At 44.2% G+C, this 21,033-nt stretch carries 19 protein-coding genes; 12 read left to right on the forward strand and 7 right to left on the reverse strand.

The features are described 5' to 3' along the window. Complete coding sequence (sucC, locus tag CLV31_RS14035; protein WP_111393532.1) at nucleotides 1-1,215, reverse strand: ADP-forming succinate--CoA ligase subunit beta; 1,215 nt, start codon at nucleotides 1,213-1,215, stop codon at nucleotides 1-3. A gap of 139 nt (nucleotides 1,216-1,354) precedes the next feature. On the opposite strand from sucC, the gene CLV31_RS14040 reads away from it, so the two are divergent. Beyond that, complete coding sequence (locus CLV31_RS14040; protein ID WP_111393533.1) at nucleotides 1,355-2,011, forward strand: ABC transporter ATP-binding protein; 657 nt, start codon at nucleotides 1,355-1,357, stop codon at nucleotides 2,009-2,011. Here CLV31_RS14040 and CLV31_RS14045 read toward each other — a convergent pair whose 3' ends face one another. Then, nucleotides 2,012-2,461 carry a peroxiredoxin gene (locus CLV31_RS14045; RefSeq protein ID WP_111393620.1) on the reverse strand — a complete coding sequence of 150 codons (450 nt, stop codon included), beginning with the start codon at nucleotides 2,459-2,461 and terminating at the stop codon, nucleotides 2,012-2,014. Between the two features lie 152 nt (nucleotides 2,462-2,613). On the opposite strand from CLV31_RS14045, the gene CLV31_RS14050 reads away from it, so the two are divergent. Genes CLV31_RS14050 through CLV31_RS14060 form a run of 3 tightly spaced genes read left to right on the forward strand, consistent with a single transcriptional unit; the run spans nucleotide 2,614 to nucleotide 7,136 of the window. Continuing rightward, nucleotides 2,614-3,417: a DMT family transporter gene (locus CLV31_RS14050; RefSeq protein ID WP_111393534.1), complete on the forward strand. Its 804-nt coding sequence runs from the start codon at nucleotides 2,614-2,616 to the stop codon at nucleotides 3,415-3,417. Nucleotides 3,418-3,470: 53 nt separating this feature from the next. Continuing rightward, nucleotides 3,471-4,346, forward strand: coding sequence for a hypothetical protein (locus CLV31_RS14055; RefSeq protein WP_111393535.1), 876 nt, complete (start codon nucleotides 3,471-3,473; stop codon nucleotides 4,344-4,346). Nucleotides 4,347-4,376: 30 nt separating this feature from the next. Continuing rightward, nucleotides 4,377-7,136, forward strand: coding sequence for a CHAT domain-containing protein (locus CLV31_RS14060; RefSeq protein ID WP_111393536.1), 2,760 nt, complete (start codon nucleotides 4,377-4,379; stop codon nucleotides 7,134-7,136). Between the two features lie 242 nt (nucleotides 7,137-7,378). On the opposite strand, the gene CLV31_RS14065 is transcribed toward CLV31_RS14060, so the two are convergent. The 3 genes from CLV31_RS14065 to CLV31_RS14075 all read right to left on the reverse strand — a co-directional run bounded on the left by CLV31_RS14065 (nucleotide 7,379) and on the right by CLV31_RS14075 (nucleotide 9,650). Next, a complete protein-coding gene (locus CLV31_RS14065) occupies nucleotides 7,379-8,122 on the reverse strand; it encodes a hypothetical protein (RefSeq protein ID WP_111393621.1) in 744 nt (247 codons plus the stop codon). A gap of 120 nt (nucleotides 8,123-8,242) precedes the next feature. Then, on the reverse strand, nucleotides 8,243-9,013 hold the full coding sequence (locus tag CLV31_RS14070; protein ID WP_111393537.1) for an anti-sigma factor family protein: 771 nt from the start codon (nucleotides 9,011-9,013) through the stop codon (nucleotides 8,243-8,245). Then, nucleotides 9,006-9,650 (reverse strand): RNA polymerase sigma factor, encoded by a 645-nt coding sequence (locus CLV31_RS14075; protein ID WP_245943403.1) that lies wholly within the window; start codon nucleotides 9,648-9,650, stop codon nucleotides 9,006-9,008. Before CLV31_RS14075 ends, CLV31_RS14070 begins: the two co-directional genes overlap by 8 nt. A gap of 104 nt (nucleotides 9,651-9,754) precedes the next feature. Between CLV31_RS14075 and CLV31_RS14080 the strand changes: the two genes are divergently transcribed. From CLV31_RS14080 to CLV31_RS14090, 3 genes are read left to right on the forward strand one after another with little or no spacing between them, the layout of a single operon-like run. Further along, complete coding sequence (locus CLV31_RS14080; protein WP_111393539.1) at nucleotides 9,755-11,239, forward strand: nicotinate phosphoribosyltransferase; 1,485 nt, start codon at nucleotides 9,755-9,757, stop codon at nucleotides 11,237-11,239. Then, nucleotides 11,229-11,858, forward strand: a complete 630-nt coding sequence (pncA, locus tag CLV31_RS14085; protein ID WP_111393540.1) for a bifunctional nicotinamidase/pyrazinamidase — start codon at nucleotides 11,229-11,231, stop codon at nucleotides 11,856-11,858. The genes CLV31_RS14080 and pncA overlap by 11 nt, the downstream gene beginning before the upstream one ends. A gap of 3 nt (nucleotides 11,859-11,861) precedes the next feature. Beyond that, nucleotides 11,862-12,401 (forward strand): acyl-CoA thioesterase, encoded by a 540-nt coding sequence (locus tag CLV31_RS14090; RefSeq protein WP_111393541.1) that lies wholly within the window; start codon nucleotides 11,862-11,864, stop codon nucleotides 12,399-12,401. A gap of 382 nt (nucleotides 12,402-12,783) precedes the next feature. Here CLV31_RS14090 and CLV31_RS14095 read toward each other — a convergent pair whose 3' ends face one another. Together CLV31_RS14095 and CLV31_RS14100 are read right to left on the reverse strand one after the other, a co-directional pair. Further along, entirely contained in the window at nucleotides 12,784-13,104 is a 321-nt protein-coding gene (locus CLV31_RS14095) for an antibiotic biosynthesis monooxygenase family protein (RefSeq protein ID WP_111393542.1), read from the reverse strand. Beyond that, a complete protein-coding gene (locus CLV31_RS14100) occupies nucleotides 13,101-13,694 on the reverse strand; it encodes a DJ-1/PfpI family protein (RefSeq protein ID WP_245943405.1) in 594 nt (197 codons plus the stop codon). Before CLV31_RS14100 ends, CLV31_RS14095 begins: the two co-directional genes overlap by 4 nt. 170 nt (nucleotides 13,695-13,864) lie before the next feature. Here CLV31_RS14100 and CLV31_RS14105 point away from each other — a divergent pair, with 170 nt between their 5' ends. The 5 genes from CLV31_RS14105 (at nucleotide 13,865) to CLV31_RS14125 (ending at nucleotide 21,012) form a co-directional block, all read left to right on the forward strand. Continuing rightward, the gene (locus tag CLV31_RS14105) at nucleotides 13,865-14,812 is read left to right on the forward strand and encodes a DUF4097 family beta strand repeat-containing protein (RefSeq protein WP_111393544.1); all 948 of its coding nucleotides are present in this window, start codon (nucleotides 13,865-13,867) and stop codon (nucleotides 14,810-14,812) included. A 237-nt stretch (nucleotides 14,813-15,049) separates the two neighbouring features. Then, nucleotides 15,050-15,988 (forward strand): DUF4097 family beta strand repeat-containing protein, encoded by a 939-nt coding sequence (locus CLV31_RS14110; RefSeq protein ID WP_111393545.1) that lies wholly within the window; start codon nucleotides 15,050-15,052, stop codon nucleotides 15,986-15,988. Nucleotides 15,989-16,131: 143 nt separating this feature from the next. Continuing rightward, complete coding sequence (locus CLV31_RS14115; protein WP_111393546.1) at nucleotides 16,132-16,503, forward strand: hypothetical protein; 372 nt, start codon at nucleotides 16,132-16,134, stop codon at nucleotides 16,501-16,503. A 91-nt stretch (nucleotides 16,504-16,594) separates the two neighbouring features. Next, a complete protein-coding gene (locus CLV31_RS14120) occupies nucleotides 16,595-19,090 on the forward strand; it encodes a YbcC family protein (protein ID WP_111393622.1) in 2,496 nt (831 codons plus the stop codon). Between the two features lie 26 nt (nucleotides 19,091-19,116). Then, complete coding sequence (locus CLV31_RS14125) at nucleotides 19,117-21,012, forward strand: proton-conducting transporter transmembrane domain-containing protein (protein WP_245943406.1); 1,896 nt, start codon at nucleotides 19,117-19,119, stop codon at nucleotides 21,010-21,012. The last annotated feature ends 21 nt before the right edge of the window (nucleotides 21,013-21,033 follow it).

Raw genomic sequence — 21,033 nt, forward strand, 5'->3', positions numbered from 1 at the left:
TTATGCTTCAAGAGCTGCTTTTACTCGCTCTGCTGCTTCTTTCAATGTGATGGCTGAGAATACTTTCAAACCAGACTCGTCGATGATTTTTGCGCCTTCTTCGGCATTGGTGCCTTGAAGTCTCACGATGATCGGTACACGAATATCCCCAATGGATTTGTAAGCTTCTACCACACCGTTTGCAATTCGGTCACATCGTACAATACCACCGAATACATTGATGAGGATTGCTTTCACATTTGGGTCCTGGAGAATGATACGGAATCCTGCTTCCACCGTTGTAGCGTTTGCTCCTCCTCCTACATCAAGGAAGTTGGCAGGCTCACCGCCGGAAAGCTTGATCATATCCATGGTAGCCATTGCAAGACCGGCACCGTTTACCATACAGCCTACGTTACCGTCAAGTTTTACATAATTAAGGCCTGATTTACCTGCTTCTACTTCCAAAGGATCTTCTTCGGCCAAGTCTCTCAATTCAGCTAACTTCGGCTGACGATAAAGTGCGTTGTCGTCCAAGTTAACTTTGGCATCGACTGCCAAGATTTTGTCGTCAGACGTTTTTAGTACAGGATTGATTTCAAACTGGGAAGAGTCTGTGGCCACGTAAGCGTTGTAAAGAGCGGTGATGAATTTCACCATTTCTTTGTGTGCTGTGCCAGATAGACCCAATTTGAAAGCAACTTTTCTCGCCTGGAATCCCTGAAGACCAACTTTAGGATCGATCCATTCTTTGATGATTTTTTCGGGATGGTGTTCTGCTACTTCTTCAATATCCATTCCACCTTCAGTAGAGGCCATGATCACATTGGATCCGGTGGCTCTATCCAGCAGGATAGACATGTAATATTCTTTCGGTTCTGAAGCACCCGGATAATAGACATCCTCGGCAATCAATACCTTATTTACCTTTTTACCTTCAGCACCCGTTTGTATGGTCACCAAAGTGCCACCTAGGATAGCGGCTGCTTTTTCTTTGACGTCTTCAAGTTTTTTAGCAAGTACAACACCTCTTGAACCGGTCTCTTTTACTTCCCCTTTTCCTCTACCTCCGGCATGGATTTGGGCTTTGATCACGTACCAGGAAGTACCCGTTTGTGCATTGAGCTTCACCGCAGCTTCATGTGCGGCTTCAGGCGAATCTGCAACGATTCCTTCCTGAATTCTTACCCCGTAGCCTTTCAATACTTCTTTAGCCTGATATTCGTGAATGTTCATGCTTCTTTAATTTTTGCCCGAAGATAAGTGGATGATGTGGATAAATCAAACCCGGATTTTTCAATTTTTGGCAAAAAAGCCCGTTAATTCCTGGATTTGAGGGATTTGTTTTACTTTTAAAAACTCAAAAAATCTTACCATGCTGATTGCCAAAGGGATTCATAAATCCTACGGAAGTTTACACGTTTTAAAAGGAGTTGATTTGGAGATTTCCTCATCGGAAATAGTTTCCATTGTCGGTTCTTCGGGTGCCGGGAAAAGTACGCTGCTTCATATTCTAGGGACACTTGATCAACCTGATAAAGGATCCCTGTGGATGAATGACAGGGATCTTTCACAGCTGAAAGGAGATCGGTTGGCAGACTTCAGAAATGAATCCATTGGATTTATTTTTCAATATCATAATCTCCTCCCAGAGTTTACAGCCCTGGAAAATATTTTTATACCAGGTTTTATTCAAGGTAAAAATGAAAGTCAGTTGAAAGATCGGGCCGGTGAGCTTGCGGAAATTTTAGGAATCACTCACCGTCTGGGCCATAAACCTTCCGAACTTTCAGGAGGAGAGCAGCAGCGGGTAGCCGTGGCTCGGGCCTTGATCAATCATCCCCAGGTGGTCTTTGCAGATGAACCCAGTGGTAATCTGGATACGACCAATGCCAGGGGGCTTCATGAATTGTTTTTCCGCCTGAGGGACGAACTCAAGTTGGCCTTTGTCATTGTTACCCACAATGAAGAATTGGCCGGAATGGCCGACCGAAAAGTGGTTATGAAAGATGGAATGATTGTGTCCTCCTGATTATTTGCGGATTTTTCTCAACATGGCATCCACGTGAGATTTGTTTTCAAACAATCCTTCATATACCCCCGCGATTTTGTGGGAGCTATCGATCAGGTAAGTCACCCGCTTGGGCATTTTGATCAATGGAATAAGTGCATCATAGGCTTTACAGACTTTGCCTGATTCGTCCGAAAGTAAGTCAAAGGGGAGTTGGTATGCTTTTTTGAATTTCTCATGGGTAGCAATATCATCCCGACTAATTCCAAAAACCGGAATCTCCAAATTTCTGAATTCTCTAAACTGATCTCTGAATTCACAGGCCTCGGATGTGCATCCTCTGGTAAAATCTTTAGGATAAAAGAAAAGGATGAAGCCTTGACCCTTGAGATCCTTGGAGAGTGACAGAAATTTAACCGAGGTAGAGGGAAGTGTAAAATCAGGTGCTTGGGATCCTAGGGAGAGAGCCATTAAATAATTTTTTATGGATAACTCCACTGAGCTTGGTAAGGTTTCTTCCAAATAAACTTTGGCTTGTAAGAACTATTGAGCTTTGAAATAGATTTGCATTTGGAGAAACCCGTCAAAACCCCCATCCTTTGAAAATCAGTTCTGTCCAGTCTATGCTTTTGGCAGGAATATTTTTTGCCATGATGAATGTGTCCGTCAAGTATATACCTCATATTCCGGCAATTGAAATAGTATGGTTCCGTTCGGTATTCAGCTTGTTTTTTACCGTGATTGTTTTGGGTAGAAAAGGGATCCCCATTTTTGGGAACAATAAGGCAAATCTGATTACCCGGGGCGTGGTAGGCTCGATCAGTTTGATTCTTTTTTTCTATACCTTACAGCGAATCCCCTTGGCCAGTGCGGTGACCATGCAATATCTGTCACCGATATTTACCACCATTCTGGGAGTATTTATTCTAAAAGAAAAGGTCAGACCCATTCAGTTTTTCTATTTTGCCTTGGCCTTTTCTGGGGTTTTGGTTATTCAGGGATTTGATCCTAGAGTCGATGCCTTAAGTGCAGGGATGGGATTGATTTCAGCCTTATCCGCCGGTATCGCCTACAATATGATTCGCAAGCTGAAAACCTCCGAGCATCCTTTGGTGATTGTTTTTTATTTTCCTCTGGTCACCATGCCGGTAGCTTCTGTCATCATGTATTTTGATTGGGTAATGCCCCAGGGCTGGGATTGGTTGATATTGCTTTGGATTGGAATATGTACCCAAAGTGCGCAATATTTTATGACCGTTGCCTACCAAACGGGAAATCTCTCCAGGGTATCAAGCCTTAGCTATATGGGTGTGCTTTATGCTTTGATTTTTGGGTTTATCCTTTTCGGCGAAACCTTCCCTTTTGCCTCTTACATTGGCATGGCTTTGGTGCTGCTAGGGATACTATTAAACTTAAGGGTGAAATAATGCCCTGAATCCGGTTACATTTTTTAAGCCGGTGGTTACTAATTCAAAAACTGATGAATAAAGGAGACCTTTTCAAATTACGGATCATTCCATTTCTCCTGGTGGTTTGGTGCAGTTTTTCCTGTGTTGACAATGGAGAAAATGGCAGTGGAGAAATCGACTGCAGCACTTTTGCCTATCCGGATACACTTTTTGTGATCACCCCTGGTCAGACCAATTTGGTAAATCCTTTGAATTCATTAGAGGGCGAGTATTCCGCATCTCCAAGCGGATTGGCGATCAATCCTTCCACGGGGGCGATCGACGTCAATGCCAGTGATACCGGGTTGAAGTATAAAATCTCTTTTACGCCAGCCGGCACCGATCAAACTTGTGATTTTTTTGTAACGATCGGAGGCATCAACTACTTGGATGGGATCTATATTCTCAGTCGGAATGAAACACTGGCCAACCCGGTGTACAATGGAGTGGTAGGCTTACCTCTTCCATGTACGGATGATGACGACGATGACGATGATGATGATGACGATGACGACGATGATGACTCCAGCTGCAAGTTTGACCCAGATGATATTCTGAAAAATTTGGGAATCGAAGTGTCCAGTAAGGGAGTGATTGATCTGAAAAAGACAGTAGAGAATGGCACATTTGGGTCTGTGCCGGTCAATGGGACGATAGTGGATGTGGAGCTATTGTATCAGCTTTCTGATCTGAGTGCATTGGCTCAAAACAGAATTCCGCTTCGGTTTTTTTATTACGCTAAGTTTTCGGATATCCCCCAGGCGGTTTTGGATGACATAGAAGAAAAAAGAAAATTGATAAATGAGGTAAGCACCCCCAATTCATCTAATTTTAGACTGTCTGAAACGGTTCGTCCGGCGGGAAAGCCCAGACCACCTTATGTGGTTATCGTGGCTAGTTTTGAATAGAAAACTGACGCCGAAAATAAGTGGCGTGGTATGGTAAAGAAAATTGGGGTATGTTTTCTAGCAGGTTACTTGAGTTTACTTGGCGGTAGCCTGGGCGATTCCCTACAGTCCAGGCCCCAGCTGGATCGGGCAAATTTTCTATATTTTTTGGATAACCCCACCGAACAACAGGACATCGAGGCCATGGAACTTTACCAACAGGTTCTTTCCTTGGTTCCGGAATCCGCTGAAGCTTTGGATTATGTATTGGCTGCCGAGCGGCTCGGAAATCTTTATTTATCCTATGGGAAAGTAGAGGATGCAAAAAAAAGCTATAATCAGGGGATTCTACTTGCCCGGGCATTCCAACTTGGGGATACTACGGTTTACGCGCATCACCTGTATTTGGGAGAGACTTATTTTTCCCTTAGCCAATTGGACAGTTCCCTATTTCATCTCAAACAGGCTGAGCTTCTTCAATCCCAATTAAACTCCAATGCCGAGCCTGAGCGATTATTTAATGCCTTGGGAGTTTATCATTATGAGACCGGAAATTTCAATCAAAGCGTCAGTTATTTTACAAAAGCGGAGTCCTTTCTGAGTGCGGATAATTCCGATTGGGAAAATTATGCCCGATATAGTTTTAGCAGCAACAAGGCTTCTGCTCTCTACCGCATCGAGCAGTTTGACCAAGCCCAACAGATTTACCGAGAGCTTTTGAAATTGGGAATCAATACGGATCAACTTCGGATTAATTTGGCCAATACTTATATCGAGCAAGGATTGAGTGAAGGCGCTTTGGCCATACTGGATTCGATAGATTCAAATTTCGCTTCAGGGTCTCTGTCTTATCAAAATCTCCGATCTAAAGTCTTTTTGCAGCAAGGGGATCTGGAGAAATTGGAAAAACAACTGTCGATCGCTCAAAAACTGGTGTCTGCCGATACCGGTCCGGGTAAAAATCTCCAAAAGGGTATCTATTTTATATTGAGAGGGGATTTGGAAATGAGAAAAAACAAGTTCGAATCGGCCTTGAATTATTTCCATTCGGCTATAGTACAGTTGCATTCGGACGTCAAGCTGAATGATCCTTTTTCCAACCCGCAACAAATGACCCTTGGAATGGGCGCATTGACGCTGTTTGAAGCCTTGACCAAAAAAGCAAAAGCAGCTTGGGCAATGGATGAGAATAAAGAGAAAAATCCAGGGGTTGAATTAGGGATTCAAACTTGGGAAAAGGCCTTTTCCCTGAGCAAATTTATATCGTTGAATTACGACAACGAGGAGGCGAGAATTTTCTTGGGAGACAAGGTACAGGTGGCTTATCAGGAGGCAATTGATGGTCTTTTTCACCTTACTTCTGCAATCGGAGAGGATCGGGCGATGAAAAAGGCTTTTCAATGGGCTGAGGAAAGCAAATCCGAGGGATTGAAAATCGGAGCCATGGAAGAAGCCAAGAAAAGGTCTTTGGGAATGCCGGAGAATCTGATACAAGAAGAAAAAAACATTCTTTTTTCGATTTCCAAAAATTACCAAAAGCAGTTGGATAACCGGAATCCTGAGCTCCAAAACCAATTGGACAAGGAGTTGCTGGACCTTAATGTGGAGCTTTCCCGATTGAGGGAAAAGTTTAGAGCCTTTCCCGGATTTATTTCCTTTGAGGAGCAAAGTTTTGAGCTGGAAAAATTACAGAAGAGTTTGCCGGCTGAATATGGGATTCTTTCACTGTTCAATTCTCGCGAAAATCTGTTTTTGTTTTGGTTGGATCGCAAAAACCTGAGTTGGAACATTATTCCTCAACAAGATTTGGATTGGGAAGGGATCATGGGATGGGCCGAATCAATCAAGTCCCCCAGAATTTCGGGCCGTTATACCGCCGATCGAGTGATTTTGGGATTTTCCAAGCAACTATTAAATCCTTTTCAATCTCGGTTGGACGTGGTTGATGAACTACTGATCATTCCTCATGGATCTTTCCATTCCTTTCCATTCGAACTTCTTCCCCAGGATTCCCATACGTTTTTATTGGAAGCTAAGGCGATCAGTTACCAATTTTCTGCCCGATTTGTAGGGCTTACCAAGCGATCCAAAGATCAGGATCTCATGCTTTCTTTCGCTCCATTTGCCGGGATTGAAACAGACAACCCGAGTGAATTTTCTCCATTACCGGGTTCAGAGGCAGAAATCCAGAAGTTGCCTCAAGGCCTTAGATTGGTGGGAAAAGAAGGGAAAAAGCAGGTATTCTTGGCGAAAGCTCCCGGATATCAAATGATCCATCTTGCTACCCATGCTGTAGCTTCCTCCCAGGATCCAAAGGAGGCATTTATTGCATTTTATCCCGAAGGGGAGGAATATCGGCTGTTTGCGCAGGAACTCGCCACACAGCATTTGGAATCTGTGGAGTTGGTGTACCTGAGTGCGTGCGAAACAGGAGGAGGAAAGCAAAGTGCCAGTGAAGGGTTGATCAGCTTGGCCAGAAGTTTTGCGATTGCCGGGGTAGACCAATTGGTTCTATCCGAGTGGGTCAGTGAGGATCAGGTCTCCCAATACCTTGCCCACCGATTTTATCATCATGTGGAAAGGGGCGAAACCTATGCCAACTCCCTTCGATTGGCCAAACTTGATTTTCTTGAAGATCCTACCATGGCCCAATTTCATCACCCATTTTTTTGGACTACCTATCGGATCATCGGTCAGCCGGAAGAAGGGATAAAGAATTCAGCACACCTCTTATTTTCGCTAACGCTATTGGTAGTTAGCTTTTTTTTAGGATGGAAGTTTTTTCCAAAATCACTTGGAGCAAGTGGTTAAACCCAAAGTGGTTTCCGGTAAAGTAAATGTTGGTCGTTTCTGGGATTAATTCATTGTGGTCCAATTAACCTTAGAAATAAAGTATTTGATTCTTTGAACTGTTAGATACTTTCGGATCTATAATCAAAAATTCAAGTAAGTTTTATTATCAAAAGTTACAGGGCTTATTCATGACATGTTTTCGATGAAGTTAGCGCACAAAAGGCGCCTAAAAGGCGCCTTTTAGGCGGATTTTGAAGTACTTATCTCATCTTTAATTCGATATCGCTGGAGGCCTTGATCCGATCCTCCACAGATCGGTAAATCGTTCGGTTTTTGTTTCGATTGATCAAAAGAACCCCATCGGTCAATTCGGCTGTTTCCAAAGCTGAGGTAGATATGGTTCTAAACCAGCTTTTGGCATCTATTTGAAGCAAAGCCAGGGGATTGTTTACCCCGTTGAGGAAAAAAAGATCATCATCATCCTCAGCTTCCAATTCTACCTCAAAATCCATGTCATCGTCATCATCTCCGAATACTTCCAAACGGAATGGGACGGTCCGTCCGTCCTGATAGGTGTAGGTCCCATCCAACTGGATAGATGGTTGGTTTTTGTTGTCAATCAAGTCGATTTCTACTTCGATTTCTTCATAGTTACCTGCCGGAATAGCGATGAAAAAGTCAGCATTGGAGTTTAGTTCATCAAAGTTGATTTTTTTGATTTCCCTAAATTTGAATTCAAATTCCTTTTCAAATTCTCTCCCTGCCTCATCGACTCCTTCTGTTTCCAACTCGATTTTTTTGACTTGAAGAAAGCCTGAGGTTATATCCAACCCCGTGTTAGCAATTCGGGCACCCGGATTATTTGAAGTTCTCAATTTTACTCCCATTCCCATTTTTACTTCTCCCGAACCCAATACTTCCGGATCATTGTCGTCGGTACAGGATGTAAATGCAAAAGTGAATGCTGCAAAAGCCAGTGCGTAAAATCTGTGTGTAGTTTTCATTGGTATTTGGATTTGTTTTCCCTTAGTGGTAACCAACCTCAAAAATGTAACCATCCGTTCCCCGGAAAATAAAAAAACCTTCTTGAAGGAAGGTTTTATTAGAATTTAAGTATTTGAAAATCAGTTTTTTATTCCAAGAATAAAAATTTTCAATTGATCCAACATCCCAAAATTCTGATGATAGGTATGTTGGGGGTCATTCCGGATTTTTTTCATTCTGTAGGCACCTTCCTCAATTTGTCCAAGGGATAGGTAGGCTCTAACCAAGAAATAGTCCACCTCGTCTGCGAAATCCTTGGTTTGTAATTTTTCGTTTTCCGATTCTACTCGCATAAATTGTGAAATGGCTTTTTCATGCGCATTGGTTTCGAGGTAGGCCATTCCTAACAAGAAACTTTCCTCCAAAGAAGGATTTGCCAGGGAGCGGACCACTTCAATCACTTTTGCAAAGTCTTTATCGAGGTAAGCGGAGCGAATTGCACTGGTGGTAACTTCAGATGATCTCATTAGAGGTATGGAAAAGGCCACTGGTTGAGATATGATGCTTTCCGGACTCACGCTAAACAGTAAATAAAATCCCATGGCTAGGCTAATTAAGGCAACCGATGCGGCGAAACGGAAAGTCCAGACAAGCACGCCCGAGGAGCCCTGAGAGATGGATTGAGTTTGTTTACCCTGCGGTCGATTGGCAAGGAAATCTCGCTGAGATTGGGAAATCACCTTTTTCCATGCAGCCAATTCGATGGCTTCTTTAGAGATTTTCAGCGCTTCCAGTTCCGATCTCAAAGCCAAATCTGTTTTGATTTCCTCTTCCAGCAGTTTGGCTTTTTCCTGTGGGAGTTCCCCATAGAGATAAGCCTCCAGTTCTTCCAATGTATAATTTTCATTCATGGCGTAGTGCTTTTAAGAGTTTTTCGGAAAGTGAGGTTGAAGATTGGACTTGTTGGATTAAAGACTGAAGGCATTTATACTTTTTGTTGCGAAGAACCTGTTCCGAACTAAAGGCCAGCTTTTCACATATATCTCTCATGGAAAGCTCTTCAAAATAAAACAGCGTCAACACCTGTTTGCATTTTTCGCCCAATGTTTCAAACAGATTCATCACAAACCTCAGGTTTTCCATTTGTTGAATTTCCTCTACAACACTGAGGTCGATTTGGCTCTTTTCGTTTTCGTATTGTTCGTTTCTGTACTGGTTGCTTTTTCTTTTTCTCAATTCATTAATCCATAAGTTTTTGCAAATGCTATACAGGAACGATTTGAGGGAGGACTCTCCTCTGAATTTCTCATTTCTGATCATTTTTACCACTACCAGCATCGCTTCCTGAATGATATCTGCCGCATCTTCCGCCTGTCCCGAATTAGTCAGGATCAGGTGTTCGAGCATTCCGTAATGTTGCGAATAGAGTTGACTGATGGCTTGATTGGGATTGCTTTTGGATTTAATCTGATCCAAAATCTCCTGATCATTCAAGTGTCGGCTGAGCTTCATCTGCTTTTGCGTTTCTTTGTCGTTTTGTCGTTTCAAAATGTAACCATAAAATCAGAAAAATTCCCTTTTCCTTAGATTTAGAGGTATTTTTGCTCAGATAAGCGCTTCGGCTTACCTTTAGTTTAATTTTTCAGAGCCCCATGAAAATCACCAAAGACCTTTACCAAAGCAATCTTGTTCTGCTGACCGACTTCTATCAGCTCACCATGGCCTATGCTTACTGGAAGTCAGGAAAAGGGGATCAAGAGGCAGTCTTCAACCTGTTTTTCAGAAAAAACCCCTTTGAGGGTGGGTTCTCTTTGGCAGCAGGATTGGATTATGTGATTGACTTTTGCCGCAATTTCAAGTTTGATGCGGAGGATCTCCGGTATCTTCAAGAGATGAAGCGAAAGGATGGTGCTCCGGTTTTTGAATCCGCCTTTTTGGAATATCTCCAGAATATGAAGTTCACCTGCGATATCGATGCGGTGGAGGAGGGCACGGTTGTTTTTCCAAATATGCCTTTGATTCGGGTCAAGGGTCCCCTGATCCAATGTCAACTCCTGGAAACGCCCCTGTTGAATATCATCAATTTTCAAACTTTGATTGCTACCAAGGCTGCGAGGATCAATGTGGCTGCACAAGGAGCACCTGTTCTGGAGTTTGGCTTGAGAAGGGCACAAGGTATCGATGGAGCCTTGGCGGCGAGTAGGGCTTCGTATATTGGCGGATGTACCTCCACGAGTAATGTAATGGCAGGCAAGCTGTTTGGAATCCCGGTGTCTGGCACTCATGCACACAGTTGGATCATGTCTTTCGAGACCGAACTGGAGGCATTTGAGGCTTATGCAGAGGCCTTTCCAGACCAATGCGTCTTTTTGGTCGACACCTACGATACACTCCATGGCGTGAAAAATGCGATCAAAGTAGGGGAGATTTTGCGTAGCAAAGGAAAGGAAATGGTCGGGATCCGAATCGACTCCGGGGATTTGGCCTACTATTCGGTTCAAGCCCGACAACTCTTGGATGAGGCTGGATTTCCCAATGCCAAAATAGTCGCCTCCAATGATCTCGATGAACATATCATTTCCTCCTTGAAAACCCAGGATGCCGCCATCGATGTATGGGGAGTTGGCACCAAGCTCGTCACAGCTTTCGATCAGCCGGCATTGGGAGCCGTATATAAGTTGTCCGCAATAAAAACGATTGATGGAGCATGGGAACCCAAAGTGAAAGTCTCCCAGCAATCCATGAAAATCAATATCCCCGGAGTGCACAATGTGAAGCGCTACTTCAGCAACGGAAAGGCAGTGGCCGATATGATTTACCTGGAAAAACAAGAGATCGATCCCAAAGGAGTGGTGATCATCGATCCCAATGATCCTACGAGGAGAAAACGATTGATGCCGGCTTTCTACAAAGAAGAAGACTTGCTTAAACCCATTTTCAAGAAAGGGGAGCTGGTCTATCAATCCCCCACTTTGCATGCCATAAGGGAAAAAGCGACTCATCAACTGGAGGCATTTGATAAAACCCATAAGCGGTTGATCAATCCGCACACCTATCCGGTAGGATTGGAAGAAAATCTGCACCATTTAAGAATGGAATTGGTTTTGAAGGCTAAAAAATTTGATGATGAAGCATAACTATACCGATGCGGCACTGATTGTTGTTGACGTCCAGAATGATTTTATCCCCGGAGGTGCCCTGGCGGTTGCTGAGGGAGATCAGGTCGTTCCTTTGATCAATTCCATTCAGGAAAAGTTTGACCATATCATTGCTACACAGGATTTTCATCCGGTGGACCATGGAAGTTTTGCGGCCAATCATCCCGGCAAAAAGCCCTACGATCAGATTGATTTGTTTGGATTGACTCAGACTTTATGGCCTGTTCATTGTGTACAGGGTACCGAAGGATCAGCGTTTCATGCTGGATTGGAGCAGAAAAGATGGGAGGCGGTTTTCCAAAAGGGCAAAAATCCCGAGGTCGATTCCTATTCCGGATTCTTTGACAATGCCAGACGGGGAGCTACCGGATTGGGTGATTATTTAAAGGACAAGGGGATCCAAAAAGTATTTGTCTGCGGTTTGGCCTTGGATTATTGTGTAAAATTCACCGCCATGGATGCCCTAAGTCTGGGTTTTGAAACCTATCTCATCTCCGACGCCACCCGTGCCGTCAACATTTATCCTAAGGATGGGGAAAAAGCCATTCAGGAAATGGCAGAATCTGGCGTCAATATTCTCAGCAGTAAAGATCTTTAAACCATGTTTCAATACGATTCCGACAAGCACTATCCCAAAGAGACCGAAAGCCGTGTGGTCATTCGCTTTCAGGACTGTGACCCCCTTCGTCACCTCAACAACGCGAAATACTTTGATTACTTCTTCAATGCCCGCGAAGATCAGGTTCCCAAATTGTATGGCTTGGAAATCATCGATCTGATCCGGGTGTACAAAGCTGCCTGGGTGGTCTACAATCACAACATCAGCTATGTGAAGCCAGCCATGGTAGGAGAGTGGGTTCGAATCATGAGCCGAATTCTCTGGTATAATCACAACACCATAATCGTGGAATACTACATGACCGACGATTCCAAAACGCAACTGAAAACCGTCCTTTGGTCCACCATGCGCTATGTGACCCTGGCCGAAGGGAAATCCACGGATCACTCCGGAGCGGTTCAGGATTTTCTAAAGGCTACTTCGTTGGATTTGGATTTTGTTACTTTGGATATTCTTCAGCGAGTAAAGCAGCTGAAAGCAGAGCTGGAAAAGGGGAAATTAGCGGAAGTTGGGAAAAGATAGGCCTATCAGGTTTTTGAAAATCTGACAAGTCTTTTTCTTAATCTTTACGCTATTCGGCCAGTATACGAATATTCCTCTGATTTTGGGCTGGGAGACCGTAGACGGAAGACCGAAGAAGTCTAAGAATTGGCATTTACTAGTTCATTTGAACTTATAACTTGGCCACTGGCAAATTTCTCTATATCCAAATTTCTTTAGATGTATTTCCCCTTTCTTACCAGTATCAACAAAAATACGGCTAATTGACCGCTAAAAGGATCAGAATCCGGAAGCTTCTTTCTTCGGTCGTCCAACCAGCTTTACAAAGAAAATAAGGCAACTGGCATAATTGGGGACAATTATATTTCTTTAAATCCCAACCAAAGCCACCAAAATTGGATTCCTATTTTTTCTCAAATCCATAATCCCGTTCCACCAAAGCAATCCGGGTTTTATAAGCCAAATACCATTTCTCTCTACCGTATTTTTGAGCTACAAGATGGTCGGTTTGGGCCTTCCAGTTTTTGATAGCCTCCAAGCTTTCCCAAAAGGAAATGGTTATTCCCAAGCCATTTCGTACACTTTCATGTCCCAGATAGCCGGGTTGCTGCTCAGCAAGTCTTACCATCTCTTCAGCCATTTCTCCATAGCCTTCGTCCACTTCGGTTCTGATATTGGAAAAAATCACCGCATAGTATGGCGGTTCTGGGGTGTTTGCGATCATTTTTTATCTAGATAAGGATAGTATTCCATGTAGTTGGCAGTGAGTGTAGCCAATTCCTTTCCAAAAGTGAGTTCGGTGAGGTGCAAAGCCAAATCGATCCCAGCCGAAATTCCCGCTGCCGTCCAGATTTTCCGATCACTCTGGACGAATCGAAGCTGGGGTTGGGGCATGCCTGTAGGTACTATTTCCTCCATGCTTTCGAATACCTCATGATGGGTGCAATAGGCTTTGTGGTCTAGAAAGCCTGTTTTTCCCAAAATTCTGGATCCGGAACACACGCTCATCGTCCATTGGGATGAATTGATTTTGGATTGGAGCGATGCGAGAACGCCCGGGTTTTGTATTATTTTTTTTGTGCCATCTCCGCCTGGGATTACCAAAAAATCCAGGCTTTCCAAGGAATCCAGTCCAGTGTCCGGAATGACTTGTAGCCCGTTTTTTGTTCGAATGGGAGTTTGGGATGTTCCAAAAGTGGACACTTGCAAGAGCTGATAATCCGATAATTGGGCAGCAACCGAAAAGACTTCGAAGGGACCCGCGAAATCCAATACTTCTACTTCCTCAAAAACAAAAATGCCTAACCGCTTCATAGAGATGATTTAGAAGGAATAAAGGTACTTTTTCTTTCGTGTGGGACACGCTTCGGATCTGGGAAAAAATTAAGTCTGTGATTTTGAATGGGAATCCTGAAAATCTGCCTTAAACCATCGATAGAGGCCTGAAAATTGCCAGCAAATCGATCTGTAAAACTTATCCAACTATGAAAAATTTATCCGTTCCGAATTCTGCGGGAATTCTGAGCTTTTGTGCGTCAGCCTTATTGCTGTTGAGCTCCTGTGAGCGAGAGATGGAGCTCATTCAAACCATCGATGAAGACTTTTCAGGAATCCAACGAATCGATATCGAATCAGGATTTTTGCAGGTGAATTATGAGGCAAAATCTGGTCAGACGATGGTCTCCCTGGATGGGATGGTAGAATCGACCCGAGAAGGAAGCTACCGAGTGGATTATTCGGTGACAGGAAATACACTTCTTATCAAATTAGACAAAAAAGGCCGCTTTGGTGGGGGAAATCACCGTGGAACCATCAATCTCAGCGGGCCCAGAAATCTTGATCTGAATATCAATGCAGGCTCCGGAAAATCACAGGTTTCCGGGATCGAGTTCCCCAATCTCGATATCACTTCCGGTTCTGGAGGGATTCTGGTTACTAATGTAAAAGCACCATCTATTCAGCTTAAGGCAGGCTCAGGTACTGTTGAGGGGTATAATTTGGTGGGAAATGTCAATATCGAAGTTTCTTCGGGCCGAGTGGAAATTGATCAAATGGCCGGTAATTTGAAAATTGTTGCCTCCAGTGGGAATGTTGGGGTGAAAAGACTAGCCGGAAAGCTGAATACGGAGCTCAGTTCTGGTAACCTGGAAATGGCCACCATCACTGAAATCGAATCGCTGAAGGTAAGTTCAGGGAATATGACCGGAACAGGCGTAGGACTGGGTCCCAAAACCAATCTGGTAAGTTCTTCCGGTAAAATTTCGATTCAGACTCCATCTAATCTTAGGGCATATAATTATGATATTCAAGCAGGCAGCGGAAAGGTAACCGTCGGTCAGAGTTCTTCCACCGGCTCCATCAAAATAGATAATGGGGCACCGCATACCATCAAAGGATCTGTATCCAGCGGAAGCATAGAAATAAGGAATTAAATTCTGATTATACGCTATTCAGCCAGTCGACGAATTTTACTCTGATTTTGGGCTGGAAGACAGATGACCGAAGACCGAAGATGCCAAAAACTTTGCCTTAACTTGGTCTTCTGACCTTTAAGATATGATACTGGCAAAGTTCCGAATATCCATAACTAAAATCGATCAAATCAAAATTCCCGGTAGTGATATCGGGAATTTTATTTTAATTCTCTAGTTAAATCGCTATTTTCCCATATGAAAATTAGGATTGTTTGGCTTTTATTTTTCGTTCCCCTTTTTATTTTCTCCTGTAATCTTGACCAGGTCAGAGATCAGCAGGTAAATCTGGAAGTGGATTACCTAACCTATTTGGAAATCAACCCGGGTGGTTTGGAAGTTCGGATCATTGGAGATGAGTCTGTGAATGGAACCGTGATTGAATCCAAGATCACAAGAGAAAATGAATTCAGTCCTTTGCTGCGAGTAAACAGGCAGTTTGGACGAATCGTACTTGATTTGGATAATATCAGAAACAATGTCAATCCCACCTCGGGCTATATCGAAATCAGAAGCTCGGAAAATTTTGAGTGGAAAGTTGTGGGAGGCAGCAATAAGATTTCCATTCTCAACTTGGATGCAAAACGAATTCAGGTAGAGCAAAAATCCGGAGAGATTGCCTTGGAGAATATCTGGGCTGAAGAAATTTTGATCAGTCAGGATGCAGGAATCTTTACTGGAAGCAAGCTGGAAAGCGCAAATTTTTTCCTCAATCTGCTGGGTGGTTCTGGAACGATTCAAAATTGCAAAGGCACTACAGGAGTATTTACAGAAGGAGGAAGAGTCACTGTTCAGGATGTCGGTACCATGAATTTGGCAGCTGCCAACAGTCCCGGAGGATTGGTTTCCCTTCAAAATGTGGAACTACTAAGAGCTGCTTCGGCAGGAAGGGGAGAGGTAAGAGGAGAAAATGTGGGTTTGGCAAATAGGGTGGAGTTGAATGCTGCTGGAGGAAAAGTAGGCCTTAATACTCCTACTGATATTTCCGGATATGGCTATCTTTTCAATTTAAGTCCAGGTTCCGTAAGCATCGGGGAGAAGACTTTCAATTCATCCGTTTCTGAATTTTCGGATGGGCAACCTTTACTTTTCGGGAGCATTTACAGCGGTTCAGTTTCAGTGAAACGCTCATTTTAAATCAGTGATTTTGTTTTTGGATTGAAGCTGGTTTTACAGTATTGATGAAGAAGTGGCTGTTTTATTGAATTTTTGTTAAAAGAGATAAAAGTCACTTATGGAATCAAAAAAATACTTTTATATTTCGAAGTTTTATTGAGCCCATGATTTCTTTCTTAGGTCTGATTACGCTCTTTTTGCGGCTTTCCTTGTCCATACAGGGTGAGTTGGCGCAGCTTTCAGATTTAGCGACACTTGGGGTTCATTCCGAATGCATTTCAGCACCTTCTTTATCTCTGCATGCAGATCCCAACGGGTTCTCAGGTAACGTCAATCTGACCAAAAAGCTCGAAAAAGAAGAGCGGGTAGAAGTGGAAGGTGAGGGGGTATTCACCATCTCAAGCTCCAGTTTATTAAAAAACCTGGGACAAACATCCAGGATGGTCTTGCATCCCTTGTATGGAAGCAAAGCCATCTTTGGGAGCCGTCCTCCATTGTATGATTTTTTTCATTCCTGGAAAATCCATCTGAGTTGATTTTTTGCCTATAAGGCAATGATTGATCGGCATTTCGCTGATGTTTTTGGCTTTCTGGCCAATTCAAAATCACTCACTCAGAATTAATCAAATGAAACATCACTCGGAGCGTCAGGCTTTTGGAGTGGAGGAGATCGTGCATGAACTCAAGCATTTTCTTCCCGCTCAAGCTCCGCTCAAGGACTTTGTCCATCACAATACCCTGCATGCTTTTCAGCATTTGCCCTTTTTTCAGGCGCTGAAGCAAGCCCATTCCCAGTTTGGTTACAAGGGGTTTTTGTCCCTTGATACTTATCGGCAACTCTATCGGGAAGGGAAAATCAAAGGTGAAATCCTTCAACAGGTGCTCAAAGAGCATTTCGGCATCCTGGCCAATCACTGGCTGGTCAAGCTCATGGATGAATCTGTTCAATCTCATGAAGATGCCAAAGTTGGGCGATTTCGGTCCCATTGGAGAAATGATTACCATTTCAATCTCGACAAGATCACCCATCCTTTTCTGTTCCGTTTGCTTTCTGCCTATTTGGATCAGGGGATTTCGATTTGGTCTTTCCCGGTAGAGGCCAAAGGCTTTTTGAATGCAATTCGATTGATTCAACAAGAGAGTTTTTCTTCTATTCTAAAGACAGAGAGAGCTAAAGGCCTTTTAGCAAAAAGTGATCTGGGGTTGGAAGAACTTCTGGAAATTCTTGTTGGAAAACCGGAAGCATATGGCTGGTACCTTTTCGATCAGCAGTTTGCGCATCCGGGTTGGTCGGGAATGGTCTCGGTGTTGGAGTCTCAGCCAGGTTCCCTTTTGGACTCCAAAATGATTACGCTCGAAGACCTGATCAAAGTTGAGTGCCTGCTTGAGATTGACGCCTTGGATCAAAAATTTGGGGAGTCCTGGAGTCCTCTCGGAGTGAGATTTCACTACGATACCAAAGAGCTGTTTGAAACTTCCCTTTTTGAAGAATTGGATCTAGTCCTTCAATGTTGGCAGGAAGCTTTTGAATGGAGCTATTACGATGAGGTTTTAGCGGGCATATCTGCGGTGAATCAACCCGAGGCCAAACCACAGGTTCCCAGTTTTCAGGCTTTGTTTTGCATCGATGACCGGGAGTGTAGTACCCGTCGGCATTTGGAGTTTATTGATCCGCAGTGTGCTACCTATGGTACTCCCGGGTTCTTCAATGTGGAGTTTTTCTTCCAGCCTGAGTTTGGAAAGTTTCATACCAAATCCTGTCCTGCACCGGTCACGCCCAAATACCTGATCAAAGAAAAAGCAGATCATAAAAAGCTGGCCAAGGATGCACACTTTCACCAAAACAGCCATTCTCTTGTCAGAGGCTGGCTAAGTGCCCAAACCTTGGGTTTCTGGTCGGCCTTGAAGCTGGTGGGCAATGTCCTTCGTCCCAGTTCTTCTGCTTTGGAAGTGTCCAGTTTCAAGCACATGGACCCTAAAGGTACGCTGACCATCGAGTACCAAGGCTTGGAGGAAGATGGTCTTCAGGTAGGTTTCAAAATAGAAGAAATGGCTGATCGTGTGGAGGGTTTGCTTCGAAGCATAGGTCTCTTGGAGAAATTTTCTCCATTGGTCTATTTGATCGGTCATGGAGCTTCCAGCATCAACAATACCCACTATGCCGGCTATGATTGCGGTGCTTGCTGCGGTCGTCCCGGTTCGGTCAATGCGCGAGTGGCTGCACATATGGGCAATCACCCGGAGGTCAGAAAAGTGCTGGAGTCCAGAGGAATCTTCATTCCGGAAACGACCCAATTTTTGGGAGGATTGCATGATACCACCAAGGATGAGATCGAATTCTATGATGTAGAGGTGTTAAGCCCTGAAAACCTTCGACTTCACCAAGAGAACCAGTATAAATTCAGCAAGACGCTGGATATCAATTCATTGGAAAGGTCTAGGAGATTTGACACCCTCAAGAAAAACAGACCGCTTTCAGGTTTGCACGAAGCGGTGAAAAAACGTGCTTTTTCGCTCTTTGAGCCCAGACCGGAATACAACCATGCGACCAATTCGCTCTGCATTGTATCCCGCAAATCCACCATCAAAGGCCTGTTTTTCGATCGGCGTGCTTTCCTGAATTCCTACGATTACCGCAAGGATACTCAGGGAAAAGCACTGGCCAAAATCCTGGGAGCCGCTGCACCTGTCTGTGGAGGGATCAATCTGGAATATTACTTCTCCCGAATGGATCCTGACAAACTAGGCGCAGGTACCAAACTTCCCCACAATGTGATGGGGCTCATCGGTGTGGCCAATGGTGCAGACGGGGACCTGAGAACCGGCCTTCCTTACCAAATGGTCGAAATCCATGATCCCATTCGTCTGATGATGATTGTGGAGCAGCATCCTGAGTTGGTGCTGGAGGTCTTGCAATCCAATCCGGCCACTTATGAGTGGGTGAAAAATCATTGGGTGCATTTCGTGGTGATCGATCCGGTCAGTCGGGAATTTTTGCGATTCAAGGATGAGGGATTTGTTCCTTATTCCCCCAAAGCCAAAACCGAGCACTTGGATCATCTTCAGGATAAACTCTTGAGTACGAAAGAAAATCTTCCCGTTTACGTAATCGACTCACTCTGATGGAATTGGCAATTTGGATTCAGTTCATGATAGGGATACCTCTCTTGGGCTTTTTGATCAGCTTGGTGATTCCGGAACAAAAGGAAAAGCTGCTTTCCCGAGTGGCTTTTTACACCGCGGGCATCAACTTGGGCAGTGTGCTGGTCTTCTTGGTCTTTTGGGCTGGGATAGGTTTTCAAGCGCTCAATCTCAAGGAATTTGTCCTGTTCAAAACCGATCATTTCGAGTTTTTGGTGGACTTTTTCTTTGATCGGGTAGGGGCGGTGTATGTGGTCGTCGGAGCGGTTTTGACCTTCCTGATTACCTTTTACAGCCGCTATTATTTGCACAGGGAAAGTGGTTACAAGCGCTTTTTCAATACTGTTCTCTTTTTCTACTTGGGCTTCAATATCACCGTCTTGGCGGGAAATTTTGAAACGCTCTTTGTAGGATGGGAAATATTGGGATTGTCCTCTTTCCTGTTGGTGGCCTTTTACCGGCAAAATCTGCTCCCTACCCGAAATTCGATCAAGGTCTTTTCGATCTATCGAATCGGGGATGTAGGCTTGATCTTAGCGATGTGGGCCAGTCATCACCTTTGGCATGAAAACATCACCTTTCTCAAGCTGAGCAACGCAGAGTTGGTCTCTGAGCATTTGGCAGGGCATACAGGAATCGGAATGTTTATCGCCCTGATGCTGTTGCTCGCTGCAGCTGCCAAGTCGGCGCAGTTTCCGTTCTCCTCTTGGCTGCCACGGGCGATGGAAGGTCCGACTCCCTCTTCGGCGATTTTCTATGGTTCGCTTTCCGTGCACTTGGGAGTATTCTTGCTCTTGAGGACTTTTCCTTTCTGGGAAAACCAACTCACCGTCCGGATCCTGATCGGTATGATGGGATTGATGACGGCCATCGTGTCTACGATGATCGCTAGGGTGCAGACCTCGGTGAAAACCCAAATCGGATACGCTTCTCTTACCCAGATCGGGATCATGTTTATCGAGGTAGCAGCAGGGTTGGAAGTGCTGGCTCTGATTCATTTTATGGGGAATGCCTTCCTCCGAACGTATCAGCTGTTGGTTTCGCCTTCTGTGGTCGCTTACCTGATTCGGGAGCAGTTTTATGGGTTTGAGCCAAAGGCCAAAAAGACAGAAAGCAGCTGGATGAATCGCCTCAGGATCTCCTTTTATGTGTGGAGCCTGAAAGAATGGAATCTGGACCGTTTTATCAATAAACTGGTCTTTAATCCGCTGAAAAGACTCGGGCATAAGCTGGATTTTCTCACCTATCGTTCGGTATTGTATTATTTCATTCCGAGCTATTTGTTGGGATTTTACTTGTTGGTATCGGGTTACCGGATTCCTGATGCAGTTCATGGGGTATTGCCCGCCGGCTTTGCTTTCATTGCCTTATTGATGGTATTGAAGTCGTTTACAGAGCGAAGATCTGCCCGATTGGCCTGGACCATGCTATTGATGAATCACTTCTGGATGGTCTTGGCCATAGCCGAAAATGAGAATTTCTCCAGTCTTGAGATCGGCACTTACCTCAGTGGAGTGGTGGTGTTTGGACTTTCTGGACTGTTGATCATTTCCTGGATGAAAAGTCACCTCGGTCAGTCCGGTCTTTTTGAATATCAGGGAAATGTCAAAAGCTATCCCGTATTGGCCTTTCTGTTCCTCCTGAGTGTGTTGGGATTAATGGGATTTCCGATCTCACCGACCTTCATTGGGGTGGATTTGCTTTTCAGCCATATTCATGAAGACCAGGTTTTGTTGGCTTTCTTCGCTGCCTTGGCTTTCGTCATGGAAGGAATAGCGGCTGTCCGGATTTTTGCCAGGCTCTTTTTGGGCGCCAAACCCAAATTAGACGGTAAAAATCAGTCAGGACTTCCTGAAACTCCCTCCTCTTTGCTTTCTGTAAAAAGTTCCTCCTTTCAATCTTAAATAGATCCATTTGGGGCTTTG

The sequence above is a fragment of the Algoriphagus aquaeductus genome, from assembly GCF_003253485.1.
GTDB classification, from domain to species: Bacteria; Bacteroidota; Bacteroidia; order Cytophagales; family Cyclobacteriaceae; genus Algoriphagus; species Algoriphagus aquaeductus.

What these genes read in the sequence shown, in the direction of transcription:
- sucC (WP_111393532.1), bottom strand. Translation starts at nt 1,215, where the DNA reads ATGAACATTCACGAATATCAGGCTAAAGAAGTATTGAAAGGCTACGGG.
- CLV31_RS14040 (WP_111393533.1), top strand. Translation starts at nt 1,355, where the DNA reads ATGCTGATTGCCAAAGGGATTCATAAATCCTACGGAAGTTTACACGTT.
- CLV31_RS14045 (WP_111393620.1), bottom strand. Translation starts at nt 2,461, where the DNA reads ATGGCTCTCTCCCTAGGATCCCAAGCACCTGATTTTACACTTCCCTCT.
- CLV31_RS14050 (WP_111393534.1), top strand. Translation starts at nt 2,614, where the DNA reads ATGCTTTTGGCAGGAATATTTTTTGCCATGATGAATGTGTCCGTCAAG.
- CLV31_RS14055 (WP_111393535.1), top strand. Translation starts at nt 3,471, where the DNA reads ATGAATAAAGGAGACCTTTTCAAATTACGGATCATTCCATTTCTCCTG.
- CLV31_RS14060 (WP_111393536.1), top strand. Translation starts at nt 4,377, where the DNA reads ATGGTAAAGAAAATTGGGGTATGTTTTCTAGCAGGTTACTTGAGTTTA.
- CLV31_RS14065 (WP_111393621.1), bottom strand. Translation starts at nt 8,122, where the DNA reads ATGAAAACTACACACAGATTTTACGCACTGGCTTTTGCAGCATTCACT.
- CLV31_RS14070 (WP_111393537.1), bottom strand. Translation starts at nt 9,013, where the DNA reads ATGAATGAAAATTATACATTGGAAGAACTGGAGGCTTATCTCTATGGG.
- CLV31_RS14080 (WP_111393539.1), top strand. Translation starts at nt 9,755, where the DNA reads ATGAAAATCACCAAAGACCTTTACCAAAGCAATCTTGTTCTGCTGACC.
- pncA (WP_111393540.1), top strand. Translation starts at nt 11,229, where the DNA reads ATGAAGCATAACTATACCGATGCGGCACTGATTGTTGTTGACGTCCAG.
- CLV31_RS14090 (WP_111393541.1), top strand. Translation starts at nt 11,862, where the DNA reads ATGTTTCAATACGATTCCGACAAGCACTATCCCAAAGAGACCGAAAGC.
- CLV31_RS14095 (WP_111393542.1), bottom strand. Translation starts at nt 13,104, where the DNA reads ATGATCGCAAACACCCCAGAACCGCCATACTATGCGGTGATTTTTTCC.
- CLV31_RS14100 (WP_245943405.1), bottom strand. Translation starts at nt 13,694, where the DNA reads ATGAAGCGGTTAGGCATTTTTGTTTTTGAGGAAGTAGAAGTATTGGAT.
- CLV31_RS14105 (WP_111393544.1), top strand. Translation starts at nt 13,865, where the DNA reads ATGAAAAATTTATCCGTTCCGAATTCTGCGGGAATTCTGAGCTTTTGT.
- CLV31_RS14110 (WP_111393545.1), top strand. Translation starts at nt 15,050, where the DNA reads ATGAAAATTAGGATTGTTTGGCTTTTATTTTTCGTTCCCCTTTTTATT.
- CLV31_RS14115 (WP_111393546.1), top strand. Translation starts at nt 16,132, where the DNA reads ATGATTTCTTTCTTAGGTCTGATTACGCTCTTTTTGCGGCTTTCCTTG.
- CLV31_RS14120 (WP_111393622.1), top strand. Translation starts at nt 16,595, where the DNA reads ATGAAACATCACTCGGAGCGTCAGGCTTTTGGAGTGGAGGAGATCGTG.
- CLV31_RS14125 (WP_245943406.1), top strand. Translation starts at nt 19,117, where the DNA reads ATGATAGGGATACCTCTCTTGGGCTTTTTGATCAGCTTGGTGATTCCG.